The sequence below is a fragment of the Dechloromonas sp. CZR5 genome, from assembly GCF_008711155.1.
Lineage (GTDB): Bacteria > Pseudomonadota > Gammaproteobacteria > Burkholderiales > Rhodocyclaceae > Azonexus.
On record NZ_VUYQ01000009.1, the window covers coordinates 92,637 to 119,293 of the forward strand.

General features: G+C 58.9%; 24 protein-coding genes and 2 tRNA genes. 6 read left to right on the forward strand and 20 right to left on the reverse strand.

Annotation, left to right across the window (positions count from 1 at the left end; all coding sequences use genetic code 11):
- Positions 1-3: 3 nt before the first annotated feature.
- Genes fliI through fliF form a run of 4 tightly spaced genes read right to left on the reverse strand, consistent with a single transcriptional unit; the run spans position 4 to position 4,875 of the window.
- Positions 4-1,422, reverse strand: coding sequence for a flagellar protein export ATPase FliI (gene fliI / locus F1002_RS18480; RefSeq protein WP_150430520.1), 1,419 nt, complete (start codon positions 1,420-1,422; stop codon positions 4-6).
- The gene (locus F1002_RS18485; RefSeq protein ID WP_150430521.1) at positions 1,404-2,126 is read right to left on the reverse strand and encodes a flagellar assembly protein FliH; all 723 of its coding nucleotides are present in this window, start codon (positions 2,124-2,126) and stop codon (positions 1,404-1,406) included. Before F1002_RS18485 ends, fliI begins: the two co-directional genes overlap by 19 nt.
- 3 nt (positions 2,127-2,129) lie before the next feature.
- Complete coding sequence (gene fliG / locus F1002_RS18490) at positions 2,130-3,134, reverse strand: flagellar motor switch protein FliG (protein ID WP_150430522.1); 1,005 nt, start codon at positions 3,132-3,134, stop codon at positions 2,130-2,132.
- Positions 3,124-4,875, reverse strand: a complete 1,752-nt coding sequence (fliF, locus tag F1002_RS18495) for a flagellar basal-body MS-ring/collar protein FliF (RefSeq protein WP_150430523.1) — start codon at positions 4,873-4,875, stop codon at positions 3,124-3,126. The genes fliG and fliF overlap by 11 nt, the downstream gene beginning before the upstream one ends.
- A 133-nt stretch (positions 4,876-5,008) precedes the next feature.
- On the opposite strand from fliF, the gene F1002_RS18500 reads away from it, so the two are divergent.
- From F1002_RS18500 to fliE, 3 genes are read left to right on the forward strand one after another with little or no spacing between them, the layout of a single operon-like run.
- Complete coding sequence (locus F1002_RS18500; protein WP_370452196.1) at positions 5,009-6,181, forward strand: PAS domain-containing sensor histidine kinase; 1,173 nt, start codon at positions 5,009-5,011, stop codon at positions 6,179-6,181.
- Positions 6,174-7,544, forward strand: a complete 1,371-nt coding sequence (locus tag F1002_RS18505; RefSeq protein ID WP_150430525.1) for a sigma-54 dependent transcriptional regulator — start codon at positions 6,174-6,176, stop codon at positions 7,542-7,544. The genes F1002_RS18500 and F1002_RS18505 overlap by 8 nt, the downstream gene beginning before the upstream one ends.
- Positions 7,545-7,591: 47 nt before the next feature.
- Positions 7,592-7,906: a flagellar hook-basal body complex protein FliE gene (gene fliE, locus F1002_RS18510; RefSeq protein WP_150430526.1), complete on the forward strand. Its 315-nt coding sequence runs from the start codon at positions 7,592-7,594 to the stop codon at positions 7,904-7,906.
- Here fliE and F1002_RS18515 read toward each other — a convergent pair.
- The 15 genes from F1002_RS18515 to F1002_RS18585 all read right to left on the reverse strand — a co-directional run bounded on the left by F1002_RS18515 (position 7,903) and on the right by F1002_RS18585 (position 24,732).
- Positions 7,903-8,697 (reverse strand): flagellar brake protein, encoded by a 795-nt coding sequence (locus F1002_RS18515; protein ID WP_150430527.1) that lies wholly within the window; start codon positions 8,695-8,697, stop codon positions 7,903-7,905. The genes fliE and F1002_RS18515 overlap by 4 nt on opposite strands.
- Positions 8,698-8,780: 83 nt before the next feature.
- On the reverse strand, positions 8,781-9,074 hold the full coding sequence (locus tag F1002_RS18520) for an EscU/YscU/HrcU family type III secretion system export apparatus switch protein (protein WP_150430528.1): 294 nt from the start codon (positions 9,072-9,074) through the stop codon (positions 8,781-8,783).
- Positions 9,055-10,197 carry a flagellar hook-length control protein FliK gene (locus F1002_RS18525; RefSeq protein ID WP_150430529.1) on the reverse strand — a complete coding sequence of 381 codons (1,143 nt, stop codon included), beginning with the start codon at positions 10,195-10,197 and terminating at the stop codon, positions 9,055-9,057. The genes F1002_RS18520 and F1002_RS18525 overlap by 20 nt, the downstream gene beginning before the upstream one ends.
- Positions 10,194-10,514, reverse strand: a complete 321-nt coding sequence (locus tag F1002_RS18530; RefSeq protein ID WP_150430530.1) for a hypothetical protein — start codon at positions 10,512-10,514, stop codon at positions 10,194-10,196. The genes F1002_RS18525 and F1002_RS18530 overlap by 4 nt, the downstream gene beginning before the upstream one ends.
- Positions 10,515-10,533: 19 nt before the next feature.
- Positions 10,534-10,941: a flagellar export chaperone FliS gene (gene fliS, locus F1002_RS18535; RefSeq protein WP_150430531.1), complete on the reverse strand. Its 408-nt coding sequence runs from the start codon at positions 10,939-10,941 to the stop codon at positions 10,534-10,536.
- A gap of 93 nt (positions 10,942-11,034) precedes the next feature.
- Positions 11,035-12,393 carry a flagellar filament capping protein FliD gene (fliD, locus tag F1002_RS18540; protein ID WP_150430532.1) on the reverse strand — a complete coding sequence of 453 codons (1,359 nt, stop codon included), beginning with the start codon at positions 12,391-12,393 and terminating at the stop codon, positions 11,035-11,037.
- A gap of 41 nt (positions 12,394-12,434) precedes the next feature.
- On the reverse strand, positions 12,435-12,815 hold the full coding sequence (locus F1002_RS18545; RefSeq protein WP_150430533.1) for a flagellar protein FlaG: 381 nt from the start codon (positions 12,813-12,815) through the stop codon (positions 12,435-12,437).
- A gap of 84 nt (positions 12,816-12,899) precedes the next feature.
- Positions 12,900-13,595, reverse strand: a complete 696-nt coding sequence (locus F1002_RS18550) for a flagellin (protein ID WP_150430534.1) — start codon at positions 13,593-13,595, stop codon at positions 12,900-12,902.
- A gap of 161 nt (positions 13,596-13,756) precedes the next feature.
- Complete coding sequence (locus F1002_RS18555) at positions 13,757-17,338, reverse strand: glycosyltransferase (protein ID WP_150430535.1); 3,582 nt, start codon at positions 17,336-17,338, stop codon at positions 13,757-13,759.
- A 7-nt stretch (positions 17,339-17,345) separates the two neighbouring features.
- Positions 17,346-18,515: a dTDP-4-amino-4,6-dideoxygalactose transaminase gene (gene rffA, locus F1002_RS18560; RefSeq protein ID WP_150430536.1), complete on the reverse strand. Its 1,170-nt coding sequence runs from the start codon at positions 18,513-18,515 to the stop codon at positions 17,346-17,348.
- A gap of 54 nt (positions 18,516-18,569) precedes the next feature.
- Positions 18,570-19,271 carry a WbqC family protein gene (locus F1002_RS18565; RefSeq protein WP_150430537.1) on the reverse strand — a complete coding sequence of 234 codons (702 nt, stop codon included), beginning with the start codon at positions 19,269-19,271 and terminating at the stop codon, positions 18,570-18,572.
- Positions 19,272-19,288: 17 nt separating this feature from the next.
- A complete protein-coding gene (locus F1002_RS18570; protein ID WP_150430538.1) occupies positions 19,289-20,734 on the reverse strand; it encodes an FAD-binding oxidoreductase in 1,446 nt (481 codons plus the stop codon).
- Positions 20,735-20,760: 26 nt separating this feature from the next.
- Complete coding sequence (locus tag F1002_RS18575; RefSeq protein WP_223879673.1) at positions 20,761-21,450, reverse strand: TylF/MycF/NovP-related O-methyltransferase; 690 nt, start codon at positions 21,448-21,450, stop codon at positions 20,761-20,763.
- A gap of 155 nt (positions 21,451-21,605) precedes the next feature.
- Entirely contained in the window at positions 21,606-22,946 is a 1,341-nt protein-coding gene (gene fliB / locus F1002_RS18580) for a flagellin lysine-N-methylase (protein ID WP_150430540.1), read from the reverse strand.
- Positions 22,947-22,959: 13 nt separating this feature from the next.
- Positions 22,960-24,732: a diguanylate cyclase gene (locus tag F1002_RS18585; RefSeq protein WP_150430541.1), complete on the reverse strand. Its 1,773-nt coding sequence runs from the start codon at positions 24,730-24,732 to the stop codon at positions 22,960-22,962.
- 39 nt (positions 24,733-24,771) lie between these two features.
- Between F1002_RS18585 and F1002_RS18590 the strand changes: the two genes are divergently transcribed.
- Positions 24,772-24,845, forward strand: a tRNA-Thr gene (locus tag F1002_RS18590).
- A 6-nt stretch (positions 24,846-24,851) separates the two neighbouring features.
- Here the strand turns inward: F1002_RS18590 and F1002_RS18595 are convergent.
- Entirely contained in the window at positions 24,852-25,652 is an 801-nt protein-coding gene (locus tag F1002_RS18595; RefSeq protein WP_150430542.1) for an IclR family transcriptional regulator, read from the reverse strand.
- 104 nt (positions 25,653-25,756) lie between these two features.
- On the opposite strand from F1002_RS18595, the gene F1002_RS18600 reads away from it, so the two are divergent.
- Positions 25,757-26,377 carry a ParA family protein gene (locus F1002_RS18600; RefSeq protein ID WP_150430543.1) on the forward strand — a complete coding sequence of 207 codons (621 nt, stop codon included), beginning with the start codon at positions 25,757-25,759 and terminating at the stop codon, positions 26,375-26,377.
- Positions 26,378-26,444: 67 nt separating this feature from the next.
- Positions 26,445-26,520: transfer RNA gene (locus F1002_RS18605), tRNA-Met, on the forward strand.
- The last annotated feature ends 137 nt before the right edge of the window (positions 26,521-26,657 follow it).

Sequence of the window (26,657 nt, forward strand, 5' to 3'; positions counted from 1 at the left end):
TTATTAGAGGAGCGTCTTGAGTGCTTCAAGGCTGGCCGGAAAGTCTGCCTGCTCGACCAGTTGTTGTTGCAGGAAGCCCTCCATCCTCGGGTACAGCGCGATGGCCTGGTCGAGAACAGGGTCGGAGCCAGGCGCGTAGGCGCCGACTGAGATCAGGTCGCGCGAGCGCTGATAGCGCGCGAAGAGCACCTTGAATTTGCGGATCTGGTCGAGGTGCGGCGCGTCGATCAAATTGACCATGGCGCGGCTGATCGACTGTTCGATATCGATGGCGGGGTAGTGACCGGCGTCGGCCAGCGTGCGGGAAAGCACGATGTGGCCGTCCAGAATGGCGCGCGCCGAGTCGGCAATCGGATCCTGCTGGTCGTCGCCTTCGGCGAGCACCGTATAGAAGGCAGTGATCGAGCCGCCGCCTTCCGGGCCGTTGCCCGCCCGTTCGACCAGTTGCGGGAGGCGGGCGAAGACCGATGGCGGATAGCCGCGTGTCGCCGGCGGCTCGCCGATGGCCAGCGCTATCTCGCGCTGGGCCATGGCGAAGCGGGTCAGCGAGTCCATGATCAGCAGGACTTGCTTGCCCTGGTCGCGAAAGTACTCGGCGATGGTCGTCGCATAGGCGGCACCTTGCAGGCGCATGAGCGGCCCCGTGTCGGCCGGCGCGGCCACGACAACGGAGCGCCGCATGCCTTCTTCGCCAAGAATCTGTTCGATGAACTCCTTGACCTCGCGACCCCGTTCGCCGATCAGGCCGACGACGATGACTTCAGCTTCGGTGTAGCGCGCCATCATGCCGAGCAGAACCGACTTGCCGACCCCGGAGCCGGCGAAGAGTCCCATCCGCTGGCCGCGCCCGACGGTCAGCAGGGCATTGATCGCCCGAATGCCGACATCGAGCGGCTGGACGATGGAGGCGCGCATCATCGGATTGAACGGGCGACTCTGGAGCGAACGCGTGGTCGCTATGGTGAGCGGGCCTTTGCTGTCCAGCGGGCGTCCGACACCATCGACGACACGGCCGAGCAGTTCGTCGCCAACGGGTACCTGCTTGGCACGATCGATTGCGCGGCGGCGTTTGAACTGAGGAACGTCGACGCGCGGTCCGGTTTGCGGTGCATCGACTGCCTCGACGCGCGCTCCGGGGGCGAGGCCGAAAACATCGTCAGACGGCATCAGGTAGATTTTTTCGCCGGCAAAGCCGACGACTTCGGCTTCCACCGGCGTCCCTCCGCCCGGGATGATGCGGCAGGTGCTGCCAAGCGGCAGCTTGAGGCCGGATGCCTCCATGACCAATCCGTTGATGCGCGTCAGGCGGCCGGTTGCCCACAAGGGCTGGGCCTGGCTGGCTGCAGCCTGGCAGTTGGCCAGGAAGCGCCGCCAGCGACCAAGATGGTCAGGCGGCGGCGAACTCAGGTTTTCGTCAGCCATTGCGTCGGTTCAATGCCGATGGCTTCCAGAACCCGCCGCCAGCGTGTTTCGATCGAGGCGTCGATTTCGCTGCTGCCCGCCCTGACCTGGCAACCGCCTTCGGAAACGGTCACGTCCGGAACGATGTGGGCACCGGTATGGGTGAGTTGATCCTTGAGCGTCGAAGATAGCGCCTCGGCATCCAGCGGGTTGAGGTGCAAGGAGATGCCGCCGTGGTGCAGCGGCAATTCGGCCATGGCCTCGCGAATGGTCGGTAGCAAGCGTTCTCGTTCGACCTTGAGCGTGTTGCGGAGTACTTGCGAGGCGATTTCGAGCGCGAGATCGAGCAGTTGGTCGGATACTTCCTGATCCAGATGGGCCAGCGAAACCTGAAGATTGCCGATGATCGTCGAAAACTGCGCGGCTTGATCCGCCATGCGTGCGTCGAACTCGGCCTGTCCGGCAGCCAGTCCTTCTTCGTAGCCGGCCTGATAGCCTTCGGTGCGCGCGGCATCGTTGATGCGTGCCAGATCGTCGGCGGTCGGGAAGGGTATATCGACGACCGTTCCTGCGTCAGGTTGTCCGGAATCGGCCGTAGCCTGCGTCGATAGCGATCCGGCAGGCTCGTCGATTGCCGGCGCGCTTGGCTCGGCTGGCTTGTCGAAGGAGCCGATCTGCCAGCGCTGATAGCCGGCCAGCTGCTCCTTGGGAATGATGCGCGACATCGGTTAAACCATTTGTTCGCCGCCGGCGCCACCGAGCACGATCTGGCCTTCGTCGGCGAGGCGACGAACAATCTTGAGGATTTCCTTCTGTTCGGCTTCCACTTCGGACAGGCGAACCGGACCCTTCGACTCCAGATCCTCGCGCAGCATTTCCGCGGCTCGCTGCGACATGTTCTTGAAGATTTTCTCGCGCAATTCGGGCGAAGCCCCCTTGAGGGCCAGAATCAGCGAATCGGACTGGATTTCGCGCAGGATCAGTTGGATCGAGCGATCGTCGATATCCATGAGGTTCTCGAAGACGAACATCTCGTCGAGAATCTTCTGGGCCAGATCCGGATCGTATTCGCGAATGGCATCCACCACCGAAGTCTCGTTGGCCGTACCGATGAAGTTCAGGATTTCGGCGACCGTCCGTACGCCACCCATCGCTGTTCGCTTGACGCTCGCCGAGCCGGCGAGAATGCGCATCATGGCTTCGTTCAGTTCGCGCAAAGCGGCGGGCTGGATGCCTTCGAGCGTGGCGATACGGAGGACCACGTCATTACGCAGGCGCTCGGTGAAATGGTTCAGAATCTCGCTGGCGTGGTCGTGTTCCAGATGGACCAGGATGGTCGAGATGATCTGCGGGTGCTCGTTCTTGATCAGGTCGGCCACGGTGGCCGCATCCATCCACTTCAAGCCCTCGATGCCCGAGGTTTCACCCGTTTGCAGGATGCGCGAGATGAGGTTGGAGGCCTTGTCGTCGCCCAGTGCCTTGGTCAGCACGGAGCGGATGTAGTTGTCGGTGTCGACATGGACTGCGGCGTGTTCTTCGGAGGACTGGAGAAATTCGTCCAGGATGCCTTCTACCTTGGCGCGCGGAACCGACTTCAGCGCTGCCATGGCATGGCCGATCTTCTGGACCTCCCGCGGACCCAGGTGCTTGAGCACCTCCGCCGCCCGGTCCTCGCCGAGCGCGATGAGCAGCGTGGCGCTCTTTTCGAGTCCTTCCTCGGGGCTAGTTGCCATTGACGCCCATCCAGTCCTTGATCATGTTGGCAATGGCCTTCGGATCCTTGTCGGCGATATCTCGTGCCTTCTGGACCTTGACCGCGTAATGGTCGATGTGCACTTGGGTGGCATCTTCGCCCCCGTCCTCTTCGCCCGACTCGGCGCCGCCGAAGATGCCGCCCAGCCCTTCGCCGGCAGCATGGCGCTCGCCTTCGTGCTGCGGCGGGAACATGGTCTTGAGCAGCGGTTGAATGATCTTCAGATACAGGAAGGCGATGAGGGCTGCGATCAGCAGGTACTTGAAGATATCCTTGGCATACGAGACGTTTTCCGGATCTTTCCAGATCGGTAGTTCGCTGTCGCTCTTGTCGATGGCCGTGAAGGGCGCATTGGCAACCGAGAGCGTGTCGCCACGCTCCTTGCTGTAGCCCATTGCTTCGCGCACCAGTTCGTTGATCTGCTTCATCTCCGCGTCGGCAAGGGGCTTGGTGATCTGCTTGCCGGTCTTGTCGACTTCCTTGCGGTGGTTCAGGACGACCGCAGCCGAGAGGCGGCGGATATTGCCCATGCCCTGGCGGGTGTGGCGGATGGTCTTGTCCAGTTCGTAATTGATCGTGGCGTTCTTGCTGGTGCTGATCGGCTGGCCGGCAGCATTCAGCGGGGCCGTGACACCCGCGGCATCGACCTTGCCCTGGGGTTGTTCGCCCGGCTTGCCGGGCTGACCCGGGGTGTTGCCGGTGGCCGGCGTGGTCAGCGGGGCGGTCGCTGGTACCGGCGGCTGGTTGGTCAGGGCACCGGGAACGCCGCCGGCCGCCTGGTTGACACTGGCCGACTCGTTGTTTTGCTGGCTGCGTATGCTGGTGCTTTCCGGCGTGTTGTTCGGGCGGAAACTTTCGGCCGTCTGCTCCGTTTGCGAAAAATCGACGTCGGCGGCGACTTGTACCTTGAAATTATCCTGCCCGAGCAGCGGGGCGAGAATTTCATCGATGCGCTTGATGATGCTGTTCTCGACCTCGCGCACGTACTTGATCTGGGCCGGGTCGAGGCCGGCTTCGGTTAGCTTGCTCTTCAGTTGCGACAGCAGGGCGCCGTTCTGGTCGATGACCGTGACGTTGGAGGCCGGCAGTTGCGGTACGCTCGACGATACGAGGTGCGTGATGCCGGCAATCTGCCCGGCATCCAGGTTGCGGCCAGGGTAGAGGTTGAGCATCACCGATGCGGTCGGCTTCTGCTCTTCGCGGACAAAAACCGAAGGCTTCGGGATCGCCAGGTGGACGCGTGCCGACTGGACCGAGCCGACCGCCTGGATGGTGCGCGCCAGTTCGCCTTCGAGCCCGCGCTGGTAATTGACCTGCTCGGCGAACTGGCTGACGCCGAACTTCTGGTTCTCCATGAGTTCGAAGCCCACCATGCCGCCACGCGGCAGGCCCTGCGAGGCCAGTTTCAGGCGAACTTCATGGACGCGTTCCGCCGGAACGAGCAGGGCGCCGGTATCGCTGTAGCGGTGCGGGATGTTCTGTTGCTCGAGAATGGCTGCAATCGAGCCGCCATCTTTCTCGGTGAGGTTGGAAAACAGGACTTTCCAGTTGGGCTGACGACTCCACAGTATGGTGCCGACGATGACCGCGACGATGGCGGCTATGGCGACCATGAGGACGATCTTCTGCTGGCTGCCGAGCCGGTTGAAGGCATCGCGCAGGCGATCAGCCGGATTGGCGGCCGGTGCGGTTCCTGCTGTCGTCTCGGTAGTTGCTGCCATCAATATTCGGTTGAAATTCGGTGAAACAGAAGAAGAATCAATTGAGAAGCCAAATTTTCCTAGAAATATTCTACTATTACCGCGCCTGAATTCACCCTATCTTTTTTCAATGCCACCTGCCCAGGCAATTCCCGTGACGCCAGAGCCAGACAACAAGACAGCCGAATTGCAGCGCGCCTTCGCCATGTTCAATCAGGTTTCGGCCGAGTTGACCCAGGCATATGAGGCGCTGCAGGCTCGCGTGACGTCGTTGACCGAAGAGCTGGCCGTGGCCAACGGCGAATTGCGCCGGCAATTTCAGGAGAAGGAGGCGCTTTCGGAGCGCCTGTCGTCTTTGCTCGATGCCTTGCCGGCCGGGGTCGTGCTGCTTGATGCCAATGCCGTTGTGGTGGCGCTCAATCCCGCCGCGATTGTCTTCTTCGGGGAAACTGCCGTGGGGCGCCACTGGGGAGATGTCGCTCGCGATCATCTCGAGCCGACATTGACCGTCGGCGAATGGTTGTGCGGTGGCGGGCGGGTGTCGATTGCCGAGAGCGCATTGCCATCCGCTGGCGGGAAGATACTGCTGGTGCATGACGTGACGGCGGCGCATCAGATGAAGACCGAACTGGAGCGCAATCAAAGACTGGCGGCAATGGGCGAGATGGCGGCATCGCTGGCACACCAGTTGCGTACGCCGTTGGCGGCGGCCCTGCTATATACCTCGAATCTCGGTCAGCCCAGTGTGGCCGACGATGCGCGGGCCCGTTTTTCGGAGAAGGCCAGCGGCCAGCTGCGACGTCTGGAGCGACTGATTCAGGATGTGCTGCTCTTTGCGCGCGGCGAAAGCATCGGTCGCGATGTAATCGAGGCGGGCGACCTGCTGGCTGAAGCGGCTCAAACCGTCGAGCCGCTGATGCGTGAACATGGACTGGAATTTGCTGTGAACGATGCCTGCCAAGGGGCGACCATCGTCGGCAGCCGCAAGGCCCTGTTCGGTGCGCTGGTCAATTTGCTGGAGAACGCCATGCAAGCCATGCCGGGGGGCGGCAAAATTTGCCTGTCCGGCAATCGCCGAGGGGATTTGCTGGCCATCGGCGTGCGTGACAGTGGCCCGGGAATTTCCCGGGAAACACAGTCGCGCATTTTCGAGCCGTTCTTCACCACCAAAGGGCAGGGCACGGGCCTTGGCCTGGCCATTGCTCTCGGTGTGGCGCGCGCCCATGGCGGGACGATCGACCTGGTTTCCGAGCCGGGAGAAGGTGCCGAATTCGTGCTGACCCTGCCGGTCGCACCGGCAGAGAGAGAAAGAGAAGAGAATGTCTGATCATCGCTTGCCTATCCTCGTCGTTGAGGATGATCCCAGTCTTCGCGAGGCCATCGGCGATACACTCGAATTGTCCGGGCGGAGCTACGTCGCGGTGGATGGTGGCGAAGCCGCGCTCAAGGTGCTGGAAGAACAGGCGTTTTCCATCGTGGTCAGCGATGTGCGCATGATGCCGATGGACGGCATCACCCTGCTGAAGGAAATTCGGGCGCGCCTGCCGCATCTGCCGGTGGTTCTGATGACGGCCTATGCCGAAGTCGACAAGGCGGTCGACGCCATGCGTTCCGGGGCGTGTGACTTCCTGCTCAAGCCGTTCGAGCCGCAGGCCTTGCTCGCCCATATCAACAAATACGAACTGCCGGCTTCGGCCGATGGCGGCGGGGTTGTTGCCAACGATCCGGCCAGTCGCGAACTGTTTGCCATCGCGCAGCGCGTTGCACAGACCGATGCAACGGTCCTCCTGACAGGAGAGTCGGGCGTTGGCAAGGAAGTGGTCGCTCGCTATATTCATCGTCATTCGGCACGTCGGGATGGCCCTTTTGTTGCCATCAACTGTGCTGCGATACCTGACAGTCTGCTCGAGGCGACCTTGTTCGGTTATGAAAAAGGAGCCTTTACCGGCGCCCAGCAGGCGCAGGCCGGCAAGTTCGAGCAAGCCCAGGACGGTACCTTGCTGCTCGACGAAGTGACCGAGATGCCGATGGGGCTGCAGGCCAAATTGCTGCGGGTGTTGCAGGAGCGTGAAGTCGAGCGGGTTGGCGGCAAGAAGCCGGTGGCGCTCAACATCCGTATCATCGCGACTTCCAATCGGGATATGGCAGAGGCGGTTGCCAGAGGGGTGTTCCGTGAAGACCTCTACTATCGCTTGAACGTGTTCCCAATCGCCATTCCGGCGCTACGGCAGCGTCCGGAGGACATCGTCGCCATCGCCCGCCATTTCGTCGGCGAGCATGGCGGGCGCTTCGGGCGAACCGGCATGTCGCTGTCGTCGGGCGCCGAAGCGGCGCTGGCGGCCCATGCCTGGCCCGGCAATATTCGCGAACTCGAAAATGTCATTCAGCGCGCCTTGATCATGGCATCAGGCAGCAGCATCGGACCGGAGGCTCTGAATCTGGTCGTCCGGCCGGTGGAGGCCGCGACGCAGGTTGTCCCGCTTTCTGCGACGTCCGGCATGTCGGTTGGCGTGTCGGAACCGGCAAAAAAGGTCGATAATATGAAGGACTTGGAGCGCGACCATATCCTGCGGACGCTGGCTGAAGTAGGAGGCTCACGCAAGAAGGCTATCGAGCGCCTCGGTATATCGGAGCGAACCTTGCGCTACAAGCTGCAGCAGTATCGCGATGAAGGGTTTTTCGAAGGCTGATTGGCCTGAGAATTGCTTGTTAATTGCCGTATAGGTTGGAGTACATCATGGATACGAACGGAATCGAACAAATGTTGAGTGTGCTGCGCACGACGGCGGCGCAGGCATCCGGCAAGGCCGCAGCGCCGGTTGCCGGTGGTTCCGATTTTGCCCAGATTTTGCAGGGGTCCATCGACAAGGTTAACGAAACGCAGCGGCAGGCCAATCAGATGGCGGAAAAACTTGCCGCCGGCGATACCAGCCAGAACCTTCATGAGGTCATGATCGCTTTGCAGACGGCCAGCGTTTCGTTTCAGGAGATGGTGCAGGTGCGCAACAAGCTGGTTTCCGCCTATCAGGATGTGATGAACATCCAGGTTTAATCGACCAGGCCGGAGTTTCTGGCGGTACGTTCGCGCTCGATGCGGGTGATGTAACGTTCGATCATGCCCAGGCGCATGGCGGGGACGCCGACGAAAGAGCAGCCGATGCGGAGAGTGTGAGGCCCGTTGGGTGATGATACTTCCACGACCTTGCGCACTTGCAGGTTGATCTGCAGAACACATTCGTCCGGAATCTCCAGGCGACAATCCTTGAATATGCTTCCGGGCTCGAGATTCGCCAGCAGGTCGATCGGCGCCTCCAGACTGATGCCGCCGCCGCTGATGTCGAGGACAGTCAGGTCGTGGCGGTGGATTCCCGTGTTTGGGTCGTCAATGGCGATGCCGCAGCGGATTGGTATCCCGCCCGGAGGTTCGAGGCGGAAGTGTTCGCGGCGCTGCAGACGCAGCAGTATGCTCGGGACAGCAGCCTTGAGCGCCGGGCGATTGTTGTGGATGGTTGCCTGCAGTGCGTTGAGGCGAAACTGCACCTTGACCCGCTCGATCCGGACAATGAAGGTGATTTGTCGCGCCTGAACGGCTGCGCTGGATTGCTCGGGCGATTGGGGCGGGTCGAAAAAGAGTTCGCCACCTTCCAGGTCGATGGCCAACAAGGTGGTCAGGAAGCTCTGTCGTCCGTCATCGAGGTAGGCGCTGATCAGGTCGCCATGTTTGGCCAGTTGGCCAAGGTAGTAGTGAATTTCCTGCGGTTGATCCAGCGCGTATTGGGCGTACTCGTCGAACCGGTCGATTTCGAAGGCGTGTGGCGTCTGTTCGCCAAGGCTTGAAGGCATGCAGGTTGGTAACTGTCGAGCGAAATGCGAACATGGTAAAGCATTGCGTCGGTTCGTGCATTGCCCGTGGGTGCTGCTTGCGCTCACCCGCCTTTTGTCGCTGCGCTTTCCCCGTGCTCGATGCGGTATAGCCAGGCCAGGAGTTCGGCAACCGCCATGTAGAGCTGCGGGGGGATATGCTCGTCAAGATCGACCTGGGTCAGCAGTGCAACCAGTTCGGGTGACTCATGGACATAAACGCCATGCTCCTTGGCGCGCTCAATGATCTTTTCGGCAATCAGGCCTTTTCCTTTGGCCACCACCCGGGGGGCTGCATCGGTTTGGCTATAGGCGAGGGCGATTGCCTCGCGTACCGGATCATTCGCTGCCGTGGTCATGGCTGATGCTGATCTGGGCTAGCTCGAGGCCCGCCGATGACAATTGCTGTTGCAGTCGGTCGACGCCTCCGCGCAGGCGATCCTCGGTATTGTCCGAGTCGGTATTTACCGAGAGTGCTATTTTTCCCGCCGGTTGCAGGCGAAGGGTGACATCCAGCGAACCCAGTGAAGGAAGGCTCAGTTTGAGCCGGCTTTGCCATTCCCTTTCCATGCCAGGTTCTCCTGATTTTTGGCGGTCGGGGTGGTCGGCGATCTCCCATTGCATTGTCTGGCCGGGCCATATCTGGCCTTGCCAGGCAAAATTGTTTGTTGCCAGGCCGTCCAGTTGCTGTCGAACCAGCGAGGCCACGCCCTCCGGGATGGGGCCGCCGGCCGCCTTGGCTTCTGGTGCATTGCTGGCAAGCATGCCAGTACCCATCTGATTTGCCGGGCTGGAAGCGGATACGTTTTGTGTTCCGCTATCGATGGTGGCGAGAGCTGCTCCCGGCAACAATGGCGTTGCGGCAGGTAGTTTTCCCTGGGGTTCCTGTTTCAGGCTTTCGGTCGGTACTTGCCCGGCCACCCAGCGTGCCTGATGGGCTTCGTAGAACATGCCGCTTTGGGTCAATGCCTGCTTGAGTAGCGGCGCAAGTTCCGCACCGGTTTTCGGCATGTCGGTCACCAACGGCTGGCTGCCGTTGAGCGGCGCGGGGGCTGCTCGCTGGCCTTCATTTTCCTGGTTGCCGATGAGCTGGCCGATTAGTCGGCCGGCCGCGCTCAAGGTGGTCGGTACCGATTCGTTGGCCGATGCACCTGCGGTGTCGCCGGCCGTGCGGTTGGCGACGAAAGCCAGGGTGAGCTTGCCGTTACTCTCGGCGACTTCCAGTTCGAGGGTGTCGCCGGGCTTGGCGGAGAAGGGGAGTGCCAGCGTGACATCGCGCTGGGCGACGATGGCACGATAGGTACCGTTTGGCAGCAAGGCCTGTATTTCGGCCATGATGCGCTGCCCGGGCACCATCTCGGTCAAGGCATCGGTCAGTCGCTGGGCGGGGGCGACCGGCTGGTTCTGCGGTTGTTCTGCCGCAATGCGAGCCTGATCCGGAAGTTGTAGTCGCAGCGCGCTGGCGACGTCTGGCGGGATCATGCCTTGACTGGGTCGGGGAGTGCTTTCAGGCTGCCGACCAGCGGCGCGATCTGTTCACGACGCGTGGCGCACGCTAATTCTGCCTTGTTGATCAAGGCGTTGATCTCGGTGAGTCTGGCGCTGTCGGCTGACGAGGTATTGCTGATGGCGACCGGCGATCGATACAGAGACTCCAGGTCAGCCAGTTGTTGGCATACATTGGGCTGCATGAGTACCACCGCTTCCCACTCCCCTGCCTCGGCTTGCCTGATCAGTTGAGTCAATAGCGAAATGATGTTGCCCAGATCAAGTCTTGAGGAAACTCCCGGCTCGAGCATGTGGACGAATCCTCTATCTTCAGCCTGGTTGCGACGGCTGTCTGAGCTTGACGCCCAACTCGCGCCAAGCCCCGGCAATTTCTCCGAGCAACTTCTGCACTTCGGATACGGCGACCGGGTCCATGTGCGCATTGGCGTGAATCAGGCGGGAAACCATGTAGTCGTACAGCGCTTTGAGGTTGCCTGCCAGTTCGCCGCCTGACTCCGTATTGAGGCTGGCGGCAAGGCCGTCATTGATGATTTCGATGGCTTTGACCAGTGCGTCGGATTTGCCGTTGATGTCCTTGGCGGCGAGGCAAGTCTGTGCCCTGGCTAATGCTGCCTCTGCGCCATCGAACAGGAGCACGATGAGCCGATGCGGATCGGCACCCAATACATCGGACTCGAGGTCCATGCGGCGGTAGGCAGCAATCGGGTTAGAAAACATGGCGGGAGAGCTCTATCTGAAGCAAGTGGACAGATATCTTACGGTATCCAGATGGTGTGGTCGTCACACCAGGCTGAATTGGCTCAAAATTTGTCATTTAAAAATCTGCGATAGCGTTCCACTGGTCGCTTTGAATTGGGCGACAAGTTGGTCCATAGCGGTGAATTGGGCTCGGAAGCGTTTTTCAATAGTCACCATGCGGACTTCGAGTGCGGCCTGGTTGTCGGTGTATATCTTGACTGCATTATTGAGGCTGCTGACCCGCTGTGTCACGATGCCGCCGTTGTTAAGCATGCCGCCGACCGAATCGCTGAAGGCCTTTCCGTAGGCCTGGAGCGTGGTGAGGGCATCCGCAGGGGATTTGCCGATGACTTGCCTGAGCTTGGTTTCATCCAGCGTCAATTGGCCGGTCTGGGTAATGGAAACGCCCAGTTCGCTCAAGGTCTTGTAGGTTGCGCTGGAAAGTTCCGGCGGTATGCTGCTGCGTACGTTGGACAGCCCGGATGATATGGTGCGTGCGGCAAAGTCGCCATTTAGCGGCTGTGCGGTCTTTGTGGAACTGTTGTAGGCGCTGTTGGATTTGATCGTGCTGCTGATGCCGTTGTACGCGTCGACGAGTGCCTTGACGGCGGAGACCACCTTGTCGCTGTCGGTCTCCACTTTCAATGAGGTCGGGACGCCCGGGGGGCTGACTTTATTGGCGGTAATGCTCAAGCCGGCGATGTTCGTGAATACGTTGGTGGTTGATGAGACCGCAACGCCGTCGATCTTGATAAGGCCATCCTGTGCGGTGGCTCGGGCCAAACCAGCCGTACTGGTATCGAAATTCGCACCGTCCAGGTTGGCTTGCCCGCCGGAGGCGGTGAGGCCAGCGGTTAACGAGAAGTTGTTTGCTGCGCCAGAGTTATCACCGGTTAACACCATGCGCTGCCCACCGTTTGTCGTGTTGATCACGGTAGCAGTGACGCCGATCTTTGCGGCGTTGATCTTGTCGCGAACTTCGTCGAGTGTATAGCTGGTCTTGCCAGGGTCATTGAAATCGATCGCGGAAGCCGGGGTTCCTGCCACCGTGAAGCTGAGGCTGCCTGGAGAGAAAGTGGTTCCGGCTGTGTATTCCTGAGTGAAACTTTTTTGGGCAGAGGCCAGTTGGGTTACTTCGATACCGTATGTTCCAGCTGCAGCCCCGAAGGCGCTGGTTGCGGTAACGACGGTGGTATCTCCACTGGTCGCCTTGGTCGCCGCGAGCCGACTCGGAAACTGCAAAGTGTCGGCAGCTGTTTGCAGGGCTGATAACTTCGTGCTCAGCGTGCCAAAGAGCGAAATTCTGGCTTGTGTCGCGGTGATCTTTGTTGTCAGGGCGTCGATAGGCGCGCGTTCGGCGCTCATCAGCTTGGTGACCATAGTCTCCAGATCGAGTCCAGAACCGACGCCGAGGGAAGAAATGCTAGCCATAATCGATACTCCTAATTGCAGACCTTGAAATCAAGCAATAATCAGGCCTTCTCGCGAACGAACAATCCTTGCAGTTTATCCAGAGCCATGGCCAGACTGATTGCCTCTTCGGAAGGAATTTGCCTGATGACGTCTTTTGTGCCGCGGTCTATTATTTTTACAACCGATACCCCGGAATTGCTGTCAATTGCGAAATTGATATCCGTATTGGCTGTAGACACGAACTGCTTCAAACGTTCCACCGCCTGCTCGGTGGAGAGCGAGCCGCCTTGGCGATTCTGGTTGGCGGATTGATCGCCGCCATTATCCACCCTGTTGGCCGGGGGGGCTGCCTGGGTCGGTCTGGCCTGTTGCGTGTTGGTTGGCAGCCGGACAGCCGCCGCTCCCATGTTTCCACTATCCTGAATGGCACCGATGCTCATGATATGTACTCCCGGTGTGAATGGCAGAATGGGTGCAGGGCGTTTCCGCCGCTGCACCCATTACCGGATTAGTGGGATCCGTGATTAACGCAGCAGCGCCAGGACGCCTTGCGGAACGGCGTTGGCTTGCGAAACCATCGCCATGCCGGCCTGTTGCAGAACCTGGTGACGGGACAAACGGGCGGTTTCTTCGGCGAAGTCGGCGTCCATGATGCGGCTCTTGGCGGCCATCTGGTTTTCATAGCCAGAGCGGTCGGCTTCGATCTGGAATTGGGCGGCGTTGATGTTGGCACCGGCCGTTGCACGGGCGGATGCAATCGAAGTCAGGGCGCCGGAGGTGCCGATGGTTGCCGAGGTGAAGCTCAGGGATACCTGGGAGGTGCCGTTGAACGTTGCGTTGGCGATCACGTTGCCTGCTGCGGTAGCCAGCGCGGCGATTTCCGTGTCGATGTAGCCCTTTTCGGTAGTTCCCAGCAGTGCGTTGGTCTTTTGGGCTTCCAGTTCCTGGGCGCGCAGTGCGATGTCGCCGAGCGACTGGAGAGCACCGTCAGCAATCTGGTTGGCCGAAATCTGGTCGGAGTTGTTGCGGATGCGGGAGCTGATGGTACGCGAGTAGGCGTCCATGTTCAGGCCGATAGCCAGACCGGCGGCATCGTCCTTGGCGGAGTTGACACGCAGGCCGGAGGACAGGCGCTCAAGGGCAGAGGACAGCCCGGTTTCGTTCTTGGCGACGTTGCGCTGTGCATTGAGCGAGTAGACGTTGGTGTTGATGACAGCCATTTTGCTTCTCCTAAGTATGTTGGTACTGGGAGCGACCTACTTGCATTACCGCTTTCTGTTGTCCCGGTTGTACGGCGATTAATTCGCTGACAAGTTCCTTAACGACATCTCCCCGGGAAACTTTAGCGATTTTTTTAGAGTTTTCCGCTTTTTGCCTTTTTTCAAGGGAGGTGGGCCATAAGCCATTGATCCAGATTGTTTTCCAAAAGGAAGTGCTGGTGCACCCATTGTTTCAATGCGTCGCCTTCGGCCTCTCGGGCCTCGGGATCGTGGAGTCGTGCTCGAATCGCCTCAATCCACTGCCGGGGCGAATTTTGCACGCGGCAGGCCGGGCTGTTGCGATAGGGGTCGATATCCGTGCATACGGTACAAATACCGAGGATTCCATATTCAAGCAGCCGCAGGTTGCTCTTGCCCTGATTGAAGGGGTGCTGGACCAGTGGCGCAACCGCAATATCCAGATTCAACGCTGCGAGGCGGGCCGGATATTCGTTGAATGAGCCCAGTGGGTGAAATTCGGCGATCAGCGGGCGTAGTTCCGCCGGGCACATGCCGAAGAAAATCCATTCTGCCTCGTTGCGGGTCTGTTCGATAACCTCTTTGAGCAGGCTGAGGTCGGCGTGGTGGGTTGAGCCACCTGCCCATCCGATGCGTGGCTTTTTGCTTGTCCGTCTCTTGCTGTTCAGGCCGGACCAGATACCTTGCTCCAGTGCGTTGGGAATCACCCGGATATCGGAAATGAATCCGCGATAGGTTTCTGCGAGAAAGTCGGTCGAGACAATCAGACGATCGCAGCGTTCCAGCGCGTATTTGAGACAGCTCCGGCTGTTCGCCGGAATATTCTTGCGAAACAGATTGCTCTCGGGGAGATTGGTAATCAGGTCATCGAGCGTATAAACGGTGAATGGGCGCCCTGGCGTGCGGTGCAGGTTGTCGAGTGTAGCGAGCTGTTGCTCCTGGATATAGTGCTGGACGATCAGGGTGTCCGGAGCCATGCGCAATACTTCTGCGGTGGTCGGAATCCGCTTTCCATCTTGTTCCCAGATGCATGCCGTGGCCCGTCCGCTTTGTACCAGCCGATTCAGCGCCGCCGTAACGCGAAAGGCACCTTGTCCGTTATTGAGGGTGTGGACGAGCAGGCGCGGTGCGCCGGTCGGAAGAACCTGCCATTGAGGCAGGAAGGCTGTCTCTGGTGTAGGACTTGGGATGCTCAGGGACAGGCTGGGGTTCCAGAGACGATCCACCGCTTGGGCACCCCAGGTTTCGAGGATATTTTCGCCGGCCAGATGTTCCTGTCGGCGGACATGGAGGCGTGTCGTTTCGCGGGATTCTTCGGGCCTTTGTGCCAATCCGTCAAAGATCAGCGAGGCTCGGGGCTGATAGAGCAGGCGCTTGCCCAGCTTGTGGCGGAGCTTCAGCCCGAGGTCGGTTTCTGCGTGGTGATCCCCAAAGCGGGAGGTGTCCATTCCTCCCACGCCCTGATAGTCGGTTTTGCTGACCAGCATGCATCCGGACGGCAGAGTGCTGATATCGCGGCAAAGGTTGAGGCAGTCGAGGTAGCTGTCGTCACCGACTTTGGCCAATCGGCCATAGGGGGTTCCGGAAACCCCGGTCAGGCCCAGCACACTGCCGGCATTCTGAATGGCTGCACTACCGGGGGCAATCAACCGCGGGCTGCAAGCCGCAATGTCCGGTGAGGAGAGACTTCCCATCAACTCCTTGATCCAGAAGGGTTGAGCGACGACCACTTCTTCGCGGATCAGCAAAACATGGTTGTATTTGGCTGCCGCGACGGCCGCGTTACAGCGGGCTGCATGACCAGCCAGGGAGGGGGTGACAACATCTCTGATGAGACCGGCCTCCATCTTTGTTTTCAACCAGAGGGCGAGGTCGGGGTCGGTATAGGGGCAGCTGACGGAAACGAATACTTCCGATAGCGGGTAGTCGGTCTTTTCGAGGAGGCTGTCGAGGCAGCGTTGCAGCAGGTCCAGATTGCCTTGTGAAATGATGGCGATCGAAACGGGGCGGTTGTCGGATTTGGGGCGTACGCTCCAGCCTCGTGTCGATATCGGCGTGATTTCGGTGTGCTTCCCGACGGAACGCTCGTGTTCGGCCAGGGCTTCCAGACAGGCTGCCTGATCGCAGGGGAAGGTGTGGAAGTAGGTCAGGAGCACGTCGCCAACGTGCTTGATGTTTTGCCAGCCGGCTTCGCGGGCGACGCGTAGCAATTGGTCAAACCACGGGCTGCCAGGGCTCTTGGCGGTTCCGCCGGCGGCCATCCACACCGCTCGGCTGATACAGAGCGGGCCGGCAAGATCGGAAGAGAGCATGGCGCCGGGATTACTGCCCGGTTTGAAGCGGGGGGCGAAACGAAGTTTTCCGTCGGTGCAGTCGTCGTCGACAAAAAAAGCAACGGCAGCGGGCTGCGCCTGCATTTCGCACGCGATCCGCCAGAGATACAAGGGATCCAGCCGGGTGCCGGCGGGAATCTCGACCAGCCAATCGTGTCGGCGTAGCTCGGCAAGCTCGTCAATGGCGGCCTTGGCATCCTCCATCGTGTTCAACACATGCCAATCGATGCAGGGAATTTCCTGCAGCCCTTGCGGCGCAGGAAGCGTTGTGACGATATCGAGATGCCAGTGCGGGGTGAGTTGCTGCCCGAGACTTTCCAGTGTGTCGGCCAGCAGGGATTCGTCGCCAGGGGCGAGGCGCAGAAAGAGGTGAAAGTTCGTATGCTGCGTGGTGTTATTGGCTTCTTCGGGCAGCGAGGCGTTTTCCAGTATCAGAAAACGTTGGGTCAGCCAGCTCTGGTAGGCTTTGTCGATGCTGCGAGCCGTGCGGGTGGGGGCCGAGGAGTCCCGAGGCGACGCACTTTCCCGGGTTGCCTGCGTGACGCTGATGAAATTTTCCAGCTGTTTCCAGAACTCGGCCTGTTTTTTCCGGTAGTTATCCGTGGCCTTGCGAACGCTTTTCCTTGCCTCCTCCAGCGAAGCCGGGGCAGCGCTCCAGGTGCAACCGTCGGTGCCCAGATAACCCTTGAAGGGGGAGGGTAGCAGCAGTTCGTTTTGCAGATAGACAACCGGGCACCCGCAAAGCAATGCTTCGAAGCAGGCGGTTGAAGGCTCGTAGGTGTAGAGCACTGACGCTCGTTTGTACAGCGCTGCGAGTTCTTCAGGCGAGCGTGCCGGGACGCGGTAGGAAATTTCAAGTGCCTGCGCGGTGACCGGCGAGAGAATGCCTCCCCGGTCAAGATAGCGATTGATGAATACCAGTGCTCCGGAGCGCTGCCGGTCATCGGTCCCTTCGAGGTTGTATATCCGCGCGTTGATCAGCGGAACCTCCATGATTTCGGCCTTCATCCCGGCGGGCAGGATTTCTGCGCCGAAGCTGAAAATCAGATCGTCGTCATCCCAGTCGGGGGTCTGGCCGTTGACCACGCCCGGTGTATTGAGCAGATAGCGGACAACCCGATGAGCGGCCAAGGGATTGTCCGGGATGATCTCGGGATAGACCACGATAGGCTCAATGCCCGATGCCTGATGTCTTTCGCGCACCTCATCGGACAGGAAGGGCGTACGCAAATCGTTCGAGACCGTATCGGTCGTGACGTAGGCTTCTTCGCCGATCAGGTTGAGGGCATGGCAGAGATAGTGGATGGCGCGTGTCCCCCCGGAGCATTCCGTGTAGGGGGGGGCATACAGATAATAGGGAGCTCGGATTTGGCCGAAGATGTCTTTATCCATATGCGGTTTAGCTCAATTCACAAGGCTGTTTGGATGTGATTTTGAAAAAGACGTCGATTTCGCCACAGACGCGACGAATCTCGGCGGTGGTCATCTCCGAGAACATGGGGAGGCGGAGCAGGGTGTTCGCAATCTCGGTGGTGACTTGGAGTTTGCCATGGGCGCGGGCGTAACGAAATCCAGCAGGCGAATCATGGAGGGGGACGTAGTGGAAGACTGCGCTGATCCCCGCGCTATCCAGGTGCGCGATGAGCGCTTGTCGCTCGTTCGCGTCCCTGCAGAGAATGTAGAACAGATGGGCATTGGCCGGCTTGTCCTGTGCCAGCGCCGGGAGTTTGATGTGCCCTTGCTCGGCAAGCGGAGCCAGCAGCTCGAAATATTTGAGATATAGCGTGCGTCGGTGAGAGTTGATCCGCTTGGCATGCTCCAGCTGGGCGTACAGGAACGCCGCTGTTAGTTCGCTGGGCAGGAAGGATGAACCGATATCCACCCAAGTGTACTTTGACGTTTCTCCGCGCATGAAGGCTTTGCGGTTGGTCCCTTTCTGCCAGATGATTTCAGCCCGTTCGATGAGCTCGGGGTTGTTGATCAGCAGTGCCCCTCCCTCGCCGCTGATCACATTCTTGGTTTCGTGAAAGCTCAGGCAACCGAGATCGCCGAGTGTTCCAAGCGAACTGCCGCGATCACCGGAGAGAATGGCTTGCGCTGCGTCCTCGATCAACATCAGTCCGTGGTTGCGGGCGATCTCTCGCAGGGCGTTCATGGCGCACGGCTGACCTGCGTAATGAACGGCGACGATGGCTTTGGTCTTGGCGGTGATCGCCTCAGCGACTTGTCGTTCGTCAATATTCAGGGTGTCGGGGCGAATGTCGACGAAGACCGGAGTGGCTCCGCGAAGGACAAAGGCATTGGCGGTCGACACGAAGGTGAAGGACGGCATGATGACTTCATCCCCTGGGCCAACGCCAGCCAGAATGGCCGACATTTCGAGGGCGGCGGTGCAGGAGTGGGTGAGCAGGGCCTTGGGTGTTCCCAGGTGCTGTTCGAGCCAGGCTTGGCAACGCCGGGTGAATTCTCCGTCTCCGGCGATTGTCCCGTTGAGGACTGCCTGTGCAATATTGAAGAGTTCCTTGCCGACGAAGAACGGCTTGTTGAATGGAATGAGATCGTCGTGCATCGGATATTGCTCCTGGGGGTGATCTGCTCGATCGGGCTGGTTCGGGCAGTTTGACTATTTTTCTCGGTGCCCGGGGGCGTATCTCATATATTTACCGGATTTTGGGCCGCAATTGAAGAGCAGGTCCAGAATCGATACGGCGGGTTCGAAGGTCCCCCAACACTGCGGGTACTCAGGGTATCCGGCATAGTCGAACCAGTCGACCGCGATACCGGCCTCGGAAAACTCCGTGTCACTCAGATAGCAGCGGGCCGAGGGGCCCGAGATATAGACGTTCGCTTCGGCCTGGCGGCAGATGGCGATCAGGCGTTCAACCCGACCTTCTGCCTCCTGGAAGTCCCATGAATGATTGAAGCGGGTGCGTATGCCCAGGTAGTGGCATATCGCGACGATGAATTCCTGGTTCAGTGCCGAGAGATTGCTGTGGGTCTTGCCCAGGTAGAGCGGTTCGAGCCAGCGCGCCACGTCATGGAAATAAGCGGCGCGCGCATAGTTGGCGCACAGCGATTTCCAGTGCTTCTCCTGCCACAGGCTGTTCGACGGCGATACCTCCCGGATTTCGCGGTGGATATGATCGCCGACCGGGATGGTAAGCCAGGCAATTCCTTGAGGGGTTTTTATCTTGTTCCGGTTGCGCCAGTCGTTCTTGGTAAATTGGACGTCATCGTAGAAAACGAACTCGTCAACGGCGGCAATCAGATCGAAGTAACCTTTCCAGGGGATGTAGTTCGACTGGAGAATCGCGATTTTCTTCATGCCGGCTCAGCAGCGGCTTAAGGTTTGGCATGGCCGTAGCGATACATGTCGAGCATTTCCGGCGGGATTCCCCAGTCGAAGGCTCCCACTTGGTCGTGCAGTGTTTCGAGGTCGTCCCGGAACATCCTTTCCACCTGATCCGGCATCCGGCTCTTTGAAGGGGTAAAGCCGTGCTGGTACGCCGCACTGGTCAAATGGCGCGTCGCCTTGCGGATCGCCTGCTCCCGGGTTAGCGAACGGATGGGCTTGCGTTCAGGGGCGAATACCTCGAAGCGCTTGTCGACAGTTTCGCCGTGAACCATGGCGGCGACGTATTCCGAGAGCAACGGCGACATGTGGAAGCCATCGCGTTTGGTTCCGGAGGCGACAATCAGATTGGGGATCGAGGTTTTGCCGATCATGGGATAGGTATCCTGGCTTGTCGGGCGCCAACCCACATTGACCCGGACCAGGTCGGCACGGTAGAAGTTGCGGTTGATTTGCTCCATGCCGGCTTTCAGCAACGACTCCACGCTGGTGATGCGGCCAAACGGGTAGGGTGTCGGCGACATGAAGTTGCTCGCGCCGAGCAGGATGTGGTCGTTGCAGTCTGCGGAAATGTACGGGACGCTGTAGATGCCACAGGCCAGGCCGCGATTCGGGGTGCGTATGCATTTGGTGTGCCGATGGTCGGGGCTCCGAATTTCGATGGAAACGCCGACGCCGTAAAAAATGCGTTGCAGTTCGATCCCCAGGTTGCTGTTGTCCATGAGTGCGGAAACAGCTGCACCTGCCGCTACGACAAAATGGTCGCCTTCAATGCGCTGGCCGTCTTCCAGTAAAACCGACGCAATTGTTCCGTTGGTCTGTTCCAGCTTGGCAACGTGGGCTTCCACGAATGCAATGCGGTGGTCCCGAGCGAGGATGGCATCGAGTTTCTCGACCATCAACCGCGGGTTGAACCAACCTTCGTTGTGGATGTAGAGCGCACGTGTTGCGCGGTGCCGCTGGTCGGGCATGTAGTTCGGGATATCTTTGGGCGAAACGAGTTCGTGCGGTTCGTTGAAATCCCGGAGCGCGGCAAGAATGGCGTCGAAATTCTCGTCATCGAGGTCGTCGGCGGCAGTATTGTTGACTACGTAGGTGCCGCAGTCGACGCAGCCGCCGCCTTGAAACCCCTGGCATTTCCGGCATCCCTGCGGCAGGCAGTCGCCGGCGGCCGCGATCAGCTCATGCTCGAATTTTGGCCACATTTTTGTGGCAAGGTGGCCCAGTTCAAAGCGATACAGGTCCAGTTCGCTATCCAGCGATCCCGATTCGATTTCGGCGAATGAATTCAGCATCGCCCCGGCTGCCAAGGTGGCAGAGCCGGTGCGCTCGCGTTTTCCAATGATCGATATCTTGTCTCCGGCCGCCGCCCTGCGGGATAGCCGGAAAGCTATGGTCAGCGCAAGAATGCCGTTGCCGATGATAACCGTATGCATATGTGACTCCTGCCTTTCGGAAGCGGTTATGCCTTGATCAGATAGCACAGGCCGGGGTAAGTCGGCGAGCGATGTATCGTGTGCTTGAATCCCGGGAGAATGTATTCGGCGTAGACGCGGGCCTCGGCGGGAATCGTGTCACGCGTCAGCTGCCAGAAGGCCGCAATGCCGCCGGGAACAAGTTTGTCCCAGACTTGTTCGAATGCCTGGCGCGTCGGATCGTAGGAATTGACGTCAAAGAACGCCAGTGCCAGATACTCGTTCGGATGCTCGGTGAAGAATTGGGGGATCGTTACGCGGCAATCTCCCTTGATGATCCGGTGCTTGCCGTTGTTGTGGCCCATCGCGTTGCTTTTTTCATGCTGGACCAGCAAGTGATGCAGAAAGGCGGCGTAATCGTCTCCGCCAACGCCGTATGTTCCGTCGCGGTGCAGGTTGGTCGCTTTGTCTTTCTCCGAAAAGCCTTGGTAGCCCTCGAAGGTATCGAAGCAGACGATGCGGCGATTGAAATGCAGCGGTTCGTAGATGGCACGCAGGTTTTCACAGATCACGGCAGTCTGGCCGCGCCATGTTCCGACATCGAAGATGGCCCCGGGAATGTTGACGATTTGCTTGTAAATGTCGGTGATGGCGAGAATGCGTGCGAGAAGCGATCCGCGTAGAAAGAGGCCAAGCGATCGCTCCTTTTCGTCGTCGGTCGCTTGATAGGTATTCATGAGCCGAAAAATTTCCCTTCGGGCCTCGATGCTTTCGGTTGGCGAATAGGAGACGACGGCCGATTCGTGTGTTTGAGACATGTGAGTGTCCTGTGGTTGGGCGGGCGTAGAGGAGAAAAGAGCAGGCTAATCCCTTGGCAGTCGGCAGTATTGCGTTATGTCAACGGGTTGTCGGCTGCGGTAAGCGCGGGATTTGTGGATGAACTTCTGAAATTGGCCAGTACGGCGAATAATGTGCTGACGCTGGTCAGGTTTTGCTCCTTGAAGAGGCGTTCGATCGTTTCCTTGAAATGCGTGTAGTGTCCGGCAAAACGCGTATAGGACTGAATTGTGCCGACGGCCACCTCGGCCGTCATGGTCTTGCGAAAGGCAGCCTGTCCAAGCAGCAGGGTGGTCACCACCAGATAGTTGCACACCAACTCCCGATACTGGGCGATCAGGGTTGTGCGTGCAAAAGGGAAAAGCGAGTGAAAGACATGATGCACCAGATAGTTTTCCAGTATGTGGGCATGATGGTCAAAGTACGGGGCGTAATAGCTCGCGTAGGCTTTTGCGTGGCATTCGATGCGTTCGCTGTCTGTTGCCGGACGTTGATCCTGAAAACTGAGGCCCTCGGCTGCTTCTTTCAGAATGTCGCGAAATCTCGTGTTGTGAGCCGAGGTCGGAATCTCGCCCAAGAGTGCGGTAACCAGGCTCATTTTCAGAATCAGGTTGGGTTGGAGCTGGTCAATGTCGTTTTGCAATGATGCGGGCTGCCCGAGCAGGGCGACATAGCGTTGCAGGGTTTCTCGTTGTTGCTGTTCCGCGGCTGGTTGGGGCGCTTGTGTGGCGGCTTCGAAATCCTCCAGCAGAAGCCCGGTCAGAATCAGGCGAGCATCGATCGTCAGGTCGCGCGATTGCAAAATTCCAATGATCAACGCACGCAGATCGTTCAGGAGCATGAGTCCGGTATCGTTATTCAGGCCGCTACCTAGCGCAGAAATATGGGTCAGTGCGGGATCGATGTCCGTTTGCACAAAATGCATCGACCGCTCGTCAAGCAGCGTCAGTCTCGCCGCTTCGGGGCACGACAGCGAAAGCGAGTATTCCAGCTGCTCTCCCAGTTGGTTGGCGCGCCGAGGGTAATTCGCGCATATCGGGCTCAGTGCCCGGGCGCCGAGATTGCTTTGTATCCGGCAGAGATTCTCGTTGTCCAGAAAAGCGCACCGCCCATCTTCGCCCATGGAGATGACACCGAAATGCTTGTCGTCACTCTTGGCTTCACTGCGTTTGACCGATTGCTCGAATAGCTTGAACAGGGCCTTGTGCCGGTTGTTCTTGTAATAGTGATAGGTTGTCTTGTCGAGATGAACACGCCAGCCAATGCAGCACGAGTCCTCGCACTGCCCGCCAATGCAACGGAATTCCGGGTAGCGATCGGGACAAAGGGCGGTAGGTTTTTGGGTGTCGGTCATTGTCGGATTGGCGTGTGTGGAGCGATCGAGACGGGTACTCAATATGAAACTGCGATCAGGTGGCGGCCACTACCCGGTTTTTTCCTGTCTGCTTGGCTTGATACATGGCTTCGTCGGCCCGCTTGATCACGCTGTGCTGTTCGTCATCTGGGTGTAGCGGTGTTACGCCCGCACTGAAGGTGATGAGCACTTTCTCGTTGCCACTCAGGAAGAATTTTTTGGTCAGTTCCCTTTGCAGGCGGGTCAGGGCGGTAACGGCTTCGTTGATATGAGTGTCCGGGAGCAAAATGATGAATTCCTCACCCCCGTAGCGTGCAACGGTATCTTGGGGGCGCAGGGTTTCGCGACAGACGTTGGCCAAGTGAATCAGGGCCTTGTCTCCCGCGTCGTGTCCCAGGCTGTCGTTCAGCTTCTTGAAGTTGTCGATGTCCAGCAAAGCGACGCACAGTTGGGTTTCGTGGCGTTTGGCGCGTGCCGACTCCTTGGAGAATATTTCCTCCAGGCCGCGTCGATTGAGTGCGCCGGTGAGCTGATCGTGGCGCACCAGATCGCTCGTGGCCTCCAGTTCCTGTTCGAGTTCCTTGATGCGTGCCTCGGATTCCTTGACTTTCTCTTGCGTGGAGCGAAGCTCGTCGCGTGATCGCTGGGCGTTGATCTGGACGGCACGTGTTTCACGCATGACGTCGTCAAGTACGCCGCCGAGTTCCGTGATGTCCTTGGCCGAAGTGATTTTTCCGGCATAGCTTTCGATCTTGTCGTGGTAGTCGGAGGTGACCTCGGCAAAATCGGCAAGGTGGTCAACAAAGCCGGCCAGCATCTGCTTGATCGCTTCCTTGGCCTCGAACAGGCTTGCCTTGAGCTGGCTCTGCTTGAACAGAACCTCTTTGAGGCGTCGTTCCGCATCATCCAATGCACGTTGCGAAAGCGGTTTGCCGATGATTTCCCTGACGACTTCGATCTGCCCATGCAGCCAATGGTCTTCGAGGGTCAGCTCGGTAATGTTCTCGACCAGTAACCTGAGCAGGCTGAGCAAGCTGTGACGCAGTTCGGTCTGATCTTCGGCCAGCAATTCCAGTTTGAAGGCGAATCGCTTTAGGCGCGTCAGAAAATCGGCAAGCTGGCTGGCGGTTCCCGCGATGCGGATATCTTGCGCGAGCGCTTTTGCCTCTACCGACAAGGTCGGCGTTTCAAGGAGTTGCGTGGCAATGGCCGTTTCAAGCGTAAACGCGAATAGTTCGCGCAACTCAGGCAATAAGTCTTCGACTTGAACTGCCGTGGCCGACGCTGCGGGAGCGGACGGGGGAGCATCGGTGGGGATTTCCGTGCTTGCGTCCGGTTTATCTTGCTCTCTGCCTTGCCCCCAGGACTTGAGAAGTCCCTGAAGGCGGTTAAATAGGGTTTCCGGATTGGCGCCGCTGCCGGCAAGAACGTGTTCGAGCGACTCGCGTTTGCGCGCAGAGGTGAGCCCCTGGTGTTTTGCATCCCACTGGCGCAGCAAGTCGGCAATAAGGTCGGACCAGGCAAGCTTTTGACTGCTCGATAGTGCCGTTACAAACTCAACCAGATGTCCTTTGTAGGCTTCCCAGTTGGCGGCTTTGACCGCATCGTCCAATTGTCTGGCCAGGCGAAGCTGGTCTGGCGATGTCCTGGGAAGTGCCGTGGCCAGGGATCTCAGCTGTGTGTCGGGAAATCCGGGAGCGGTCGCCTTGGTTCCCGAAATTTCATGGTAAAGCGTCAGGTAATTGTCCGGGGTTGGCGCGATGCGCCGTGCTGCCAGCAGTCGCAGTGTTTCACGGGCAATCTCGAATGGATTCGTCAGTGTGCTCATGTTCGATGATCAGGCTATAATTGCGGCCCGTTGCAACGGGCCCCCGTAGCATGAAGGTCGTGCAGTTGATTTGTAATCATCAGGCGTTGGTTCGATTCCGACCGGGGGCACCAGTAGCATCATTCGGCGATTTCGCCATACCCCAGTCGATGTGACAAAGCCTTTGCTGCTGCAATCATTGCTTTAGCGGTTGCACTTTCCCACTCGACGTCGAATTCTCCGATGGCTCCCAGCGAAGTGATTGCGGCGACCATATTTCCTGTGTGGTCATAGACGGGAGCGCTGAAGCCGTTGATGCCCGGTGTCAAGCTGCCTGTGGCGCGAGCGATGCCATGCTCCCGGATTTCCGTGAGATTTTTTTCCAGTTGGCGACGTACGGTCGTTACCGCCGTTTTGCTCGACTCGGCAATCTCCTTGAGTTCATCATCAAGGAGTTTCTTCAAATAAGGCGAACGGTAGAAGGTCGCAAAGGCTCGGCCGGTCGCCGACTTGCAGAGCGGCAAGGTGGTACCTGCTCTCAGGGTAATGGTGATCGGGCCGCCGGCATCGGCTATGCGGACAATGGTCGCGCCATGCGTACCCCAGACGGCCAAGGCCACGGTTTCGTGAATCTCTTCACACAGCGTTTCAAGAATGGGGCCAGACAGGCGCACGGGATCCAGTCTCCCCAGTCCGGATAGGCCGAGCTCCAGTGCATAGGCTCCCAGATCGTAACGCCCACTGCTGGAATCCTGCTCGACGATGCCAATGCGGAGAAAACTCACCATGTAGCGATGGGCCTTGGCAGCAGGCATGCCCGCCCCTTTGGCGATGTCCCTCAGCATCATCGGGCGGTTTGTGGCTGCCAGAACCTTGAGTAGACGAAAACCAACCTCAACCGATTGAATGCCCTGACGATCTGTCGCAACTTTAGTAACCATGGTGGATTGTCTGGTTTGAAAGCTACATTCTATGCATCTATGACCCGATTGAGGGGGCGAATATAATCGCTGTCGCGAATATGCATATATATAGGGAGGGTTTTATGCGAGCTGTTCTGGTTGCAAATCCAAAGGGTGGGGCAGGAAAAACAACGTTGGCGACAAACCTGTCTGGTTATTTTGCCAACCAAGGCAAGAAGACGACCCTGTGCGATCTGGATCGCCAGCAATCCTCCCTGCGCTGGATGGCGTTTCGCGACCCGGCATTGCCGGCCATTACCGGTTATTACGGCGGGAACCAAATTTCGCTCAGTTTGCCGCGCGAAGCCGATTGGGTCATCGTCGATGCGCCTGCGGGTCTGCAGGGATACAAGCTGTCGGATTATCTGAAGGCGGTGGACAAGGTGCTGGTGCCGCTCGTGCCTTCCGTATTCGACATGGCGGCGACCGAAGACTTTCTCAATTCCATACGAACCGAGGTTCGCGGTGTGCGTGCAAAGGTTGGCATCGTGGCCATGCGGGTTGATCCGCGCACAAAGGCGGCCAGCATGCTCGAAGAGTTCCTGAAGCATTTTGATATCCCCATCGTCGCGTATATGCGCAACACTCAGAACTACGTCAATGTCGCCGCTGCCGGTGCGACGGTATTTGATCCGCCGCGTGCCAAGAATCGTCGTGATTTGGAGCAGTGGTCGTCGCTAGTGCAGTGGGTCGAGAAAAAATAAGTCACGTTTTGCGAGATAGTTGTTGACGGCATGGGGGTGTGTCTGGATAATGCGCCCCTCTGACGGACGCGGGGTGGAGCAGTTGGCAGCTCGTCGGGCTCATAACCCGAAGGTCGCAGGTTCAAGTCCTGCCCCCGCAACCAGATAACTGAGCGCTTGGTAAAGCCAAGCGTTTTGTTTCTGGGCTGAAAGAGAGTTGAGTTGAAAGTGAGTTGATTGAAAAATAAATTCACGAAGAGCTTGACGGGAGTTGGGAAGTGCTTCATAATCTCGCTTCTCT

What these genes read in the sequence shown, in the direction of transcription:
- fliI (WP_150430520.1), bottom strand. Translation starts at nt 1,422, where the DNA reads ATGGCTGACGAAAACCTGAGTTCGCCGCCGCCTGACCATCTTGGTCGC.
- fliD (WP_150430532.1), bottom strand. Translation starts at nt 12,393, where the DNA reads ATGGCTAGCATTTCTTCCCTCGGCGTCGGTTCTGGACTCGATCTGGAG.
- rffA (WP_150430536.1), bottom strand. Translation starts at nt 18,515, where the DNA reads ATGCACGACGATCTCATTCCATTCAACAAGCCGTTCTTCGTCGGCAAG.
- F1002_RS18575 (WP_223879673.1), bottom strand. Translation starts at nt 21,450, where the DNA reads ATGAATACCTATCAAGCGACCGACGACGAAAAGGAGCGATCGCTTGGC.
- F1002_RS18595 (WP_150430542.1), bottom strand. Translation starts at nt 25,652, where the DNA reads ATGGTTACTAAAGTTGCGACAGATCGTCAGGGCATTCAATCGGTTGAG.
- F1002_RS18565 (WP_150430537.1), bottom strand. Translation starts at nt 19,271, where the DNA reads ATGAAGAAAATCGCGATTCTCCAGTCGAACTACATCCCCTGGAAAGGT.
- F1002_RS18515 (WP_150430527.1), bottom strand. Translation starts at nt 8,697, where the DNA reads ATGCCTTCAAGCCTTGGCGAACAGACGCCACACGCCTTCGAAATCGAC.
- fliS (WP_150430531.1), bottom strand. Translation starts at nt 10,941, where the DNA reads ATGTTTTCTAACCCGATTGCTGCCTACCGCCGCATGGACCTCGAGTCC.
- F1002_RS18570 (WP_150430538.1), bottom strand. Translation starts at nt 20,734, where the DNA reads ATGCATACGGTTATCATCGGCAACGGCATTCTTGCGCTGACCATAGCT.
- F1002_RS18555 (WP_150430535.1), bottom strand. Translation starts at nt 17,338, where the DNA reads ATGGATAAAGACATCTTCGGCCAAATCCGAGCTCCCTATTATCTGTAT.
- F1002_RS18485 (WP_150430521.1), bottom strand. Translation starts at nt 2,126, where the DNA reads ATGTCGCGCATCATTCCCAAGGAGCAGCTGGCCGGCTATCAGCGCTGG.
- F1002_RS18545 (WP_150430533.1), bottom strand. Translation starts at nt 12,815, where the DNA reads ATGAGCATCGGTGCCATTCAGGATAGTGGAAACATGGGAGCGGCGGCT.
- F1002_RS18550 (WP_150430534.1), bottom strand. Translation starts at nt 13,595, where the DNA reads ATGGCTGTCATCAACACCAACGTCTACTCGCTCAATGCACAGCGCAAC.
- F1002_RS18530 (WP_150430530.1), bottom strand. Translation starts at nt 10,514, where the DNA reads ATGCTCGAGCCGGGAGTTTCCTCAAGACTTGATCTGGGCAACATCATT.
- F1002_RS18505 (WP_150430525.1), top strand. Translation starts at nt 6,174, where the DNA reads ATGTCTGATCATCGCTTGCCTATCCTCGTCGTTGAGGATGATCCCAGT.
- F1002_RS18520 (WP_150430528.1), bottom strand. Translation starts at nt 9,074, where the DNA reads ATGACCACGGCAGCGAATGATCCGGTACGCGAGGCAATCGCCCTCGCC.
- fliE (WP_150430526.1), top strand. Translation starts at nt 7,592, where the DNA reads ATGGATACGAACGGAATCGAACAAATGTTGAGTGTGCTGCGCACGACG.
- fliG (WP_150430522.1), bottom strand. Translation starts at nt 3,134, where the DNA reads ATGGCAACTAGCCCCGAGGAAGGACTCGAAAAGAGCGCCACGCTGCTC.
- F1002_RS18525 (WP_150430529.1), bottom strand. Translation starts at nt 10,197, where the DNA reads ATGATCCCGCCAGACGTCGCCAGCGCGCTGCGACTACAACTTCCGGAT.
- F1002_RS18600 (WP_150430543.1), top strand. Translation starts at nt 25,757, where the DNA reads ATGCGAGCTGTTCTGGTTGCAAATCCAAAGGGTGGGGCAGGAAAAACA.
- F1002_RS18585 (WP_150430541.1), bottom strand. Translation starts at nt 24,732, where the DNA reads ATGAGCACACTGACGAATCCATTCGAGATTGCCCGTGAAACACTGCGA.
- fliF (WP_150430523.1), bottom strand. Translation starts at nt 4,875, where the DNA reads ATGGCAGCAACTACCGAGACGACAGCAGGAACCGCACCGGCCGCCAAT.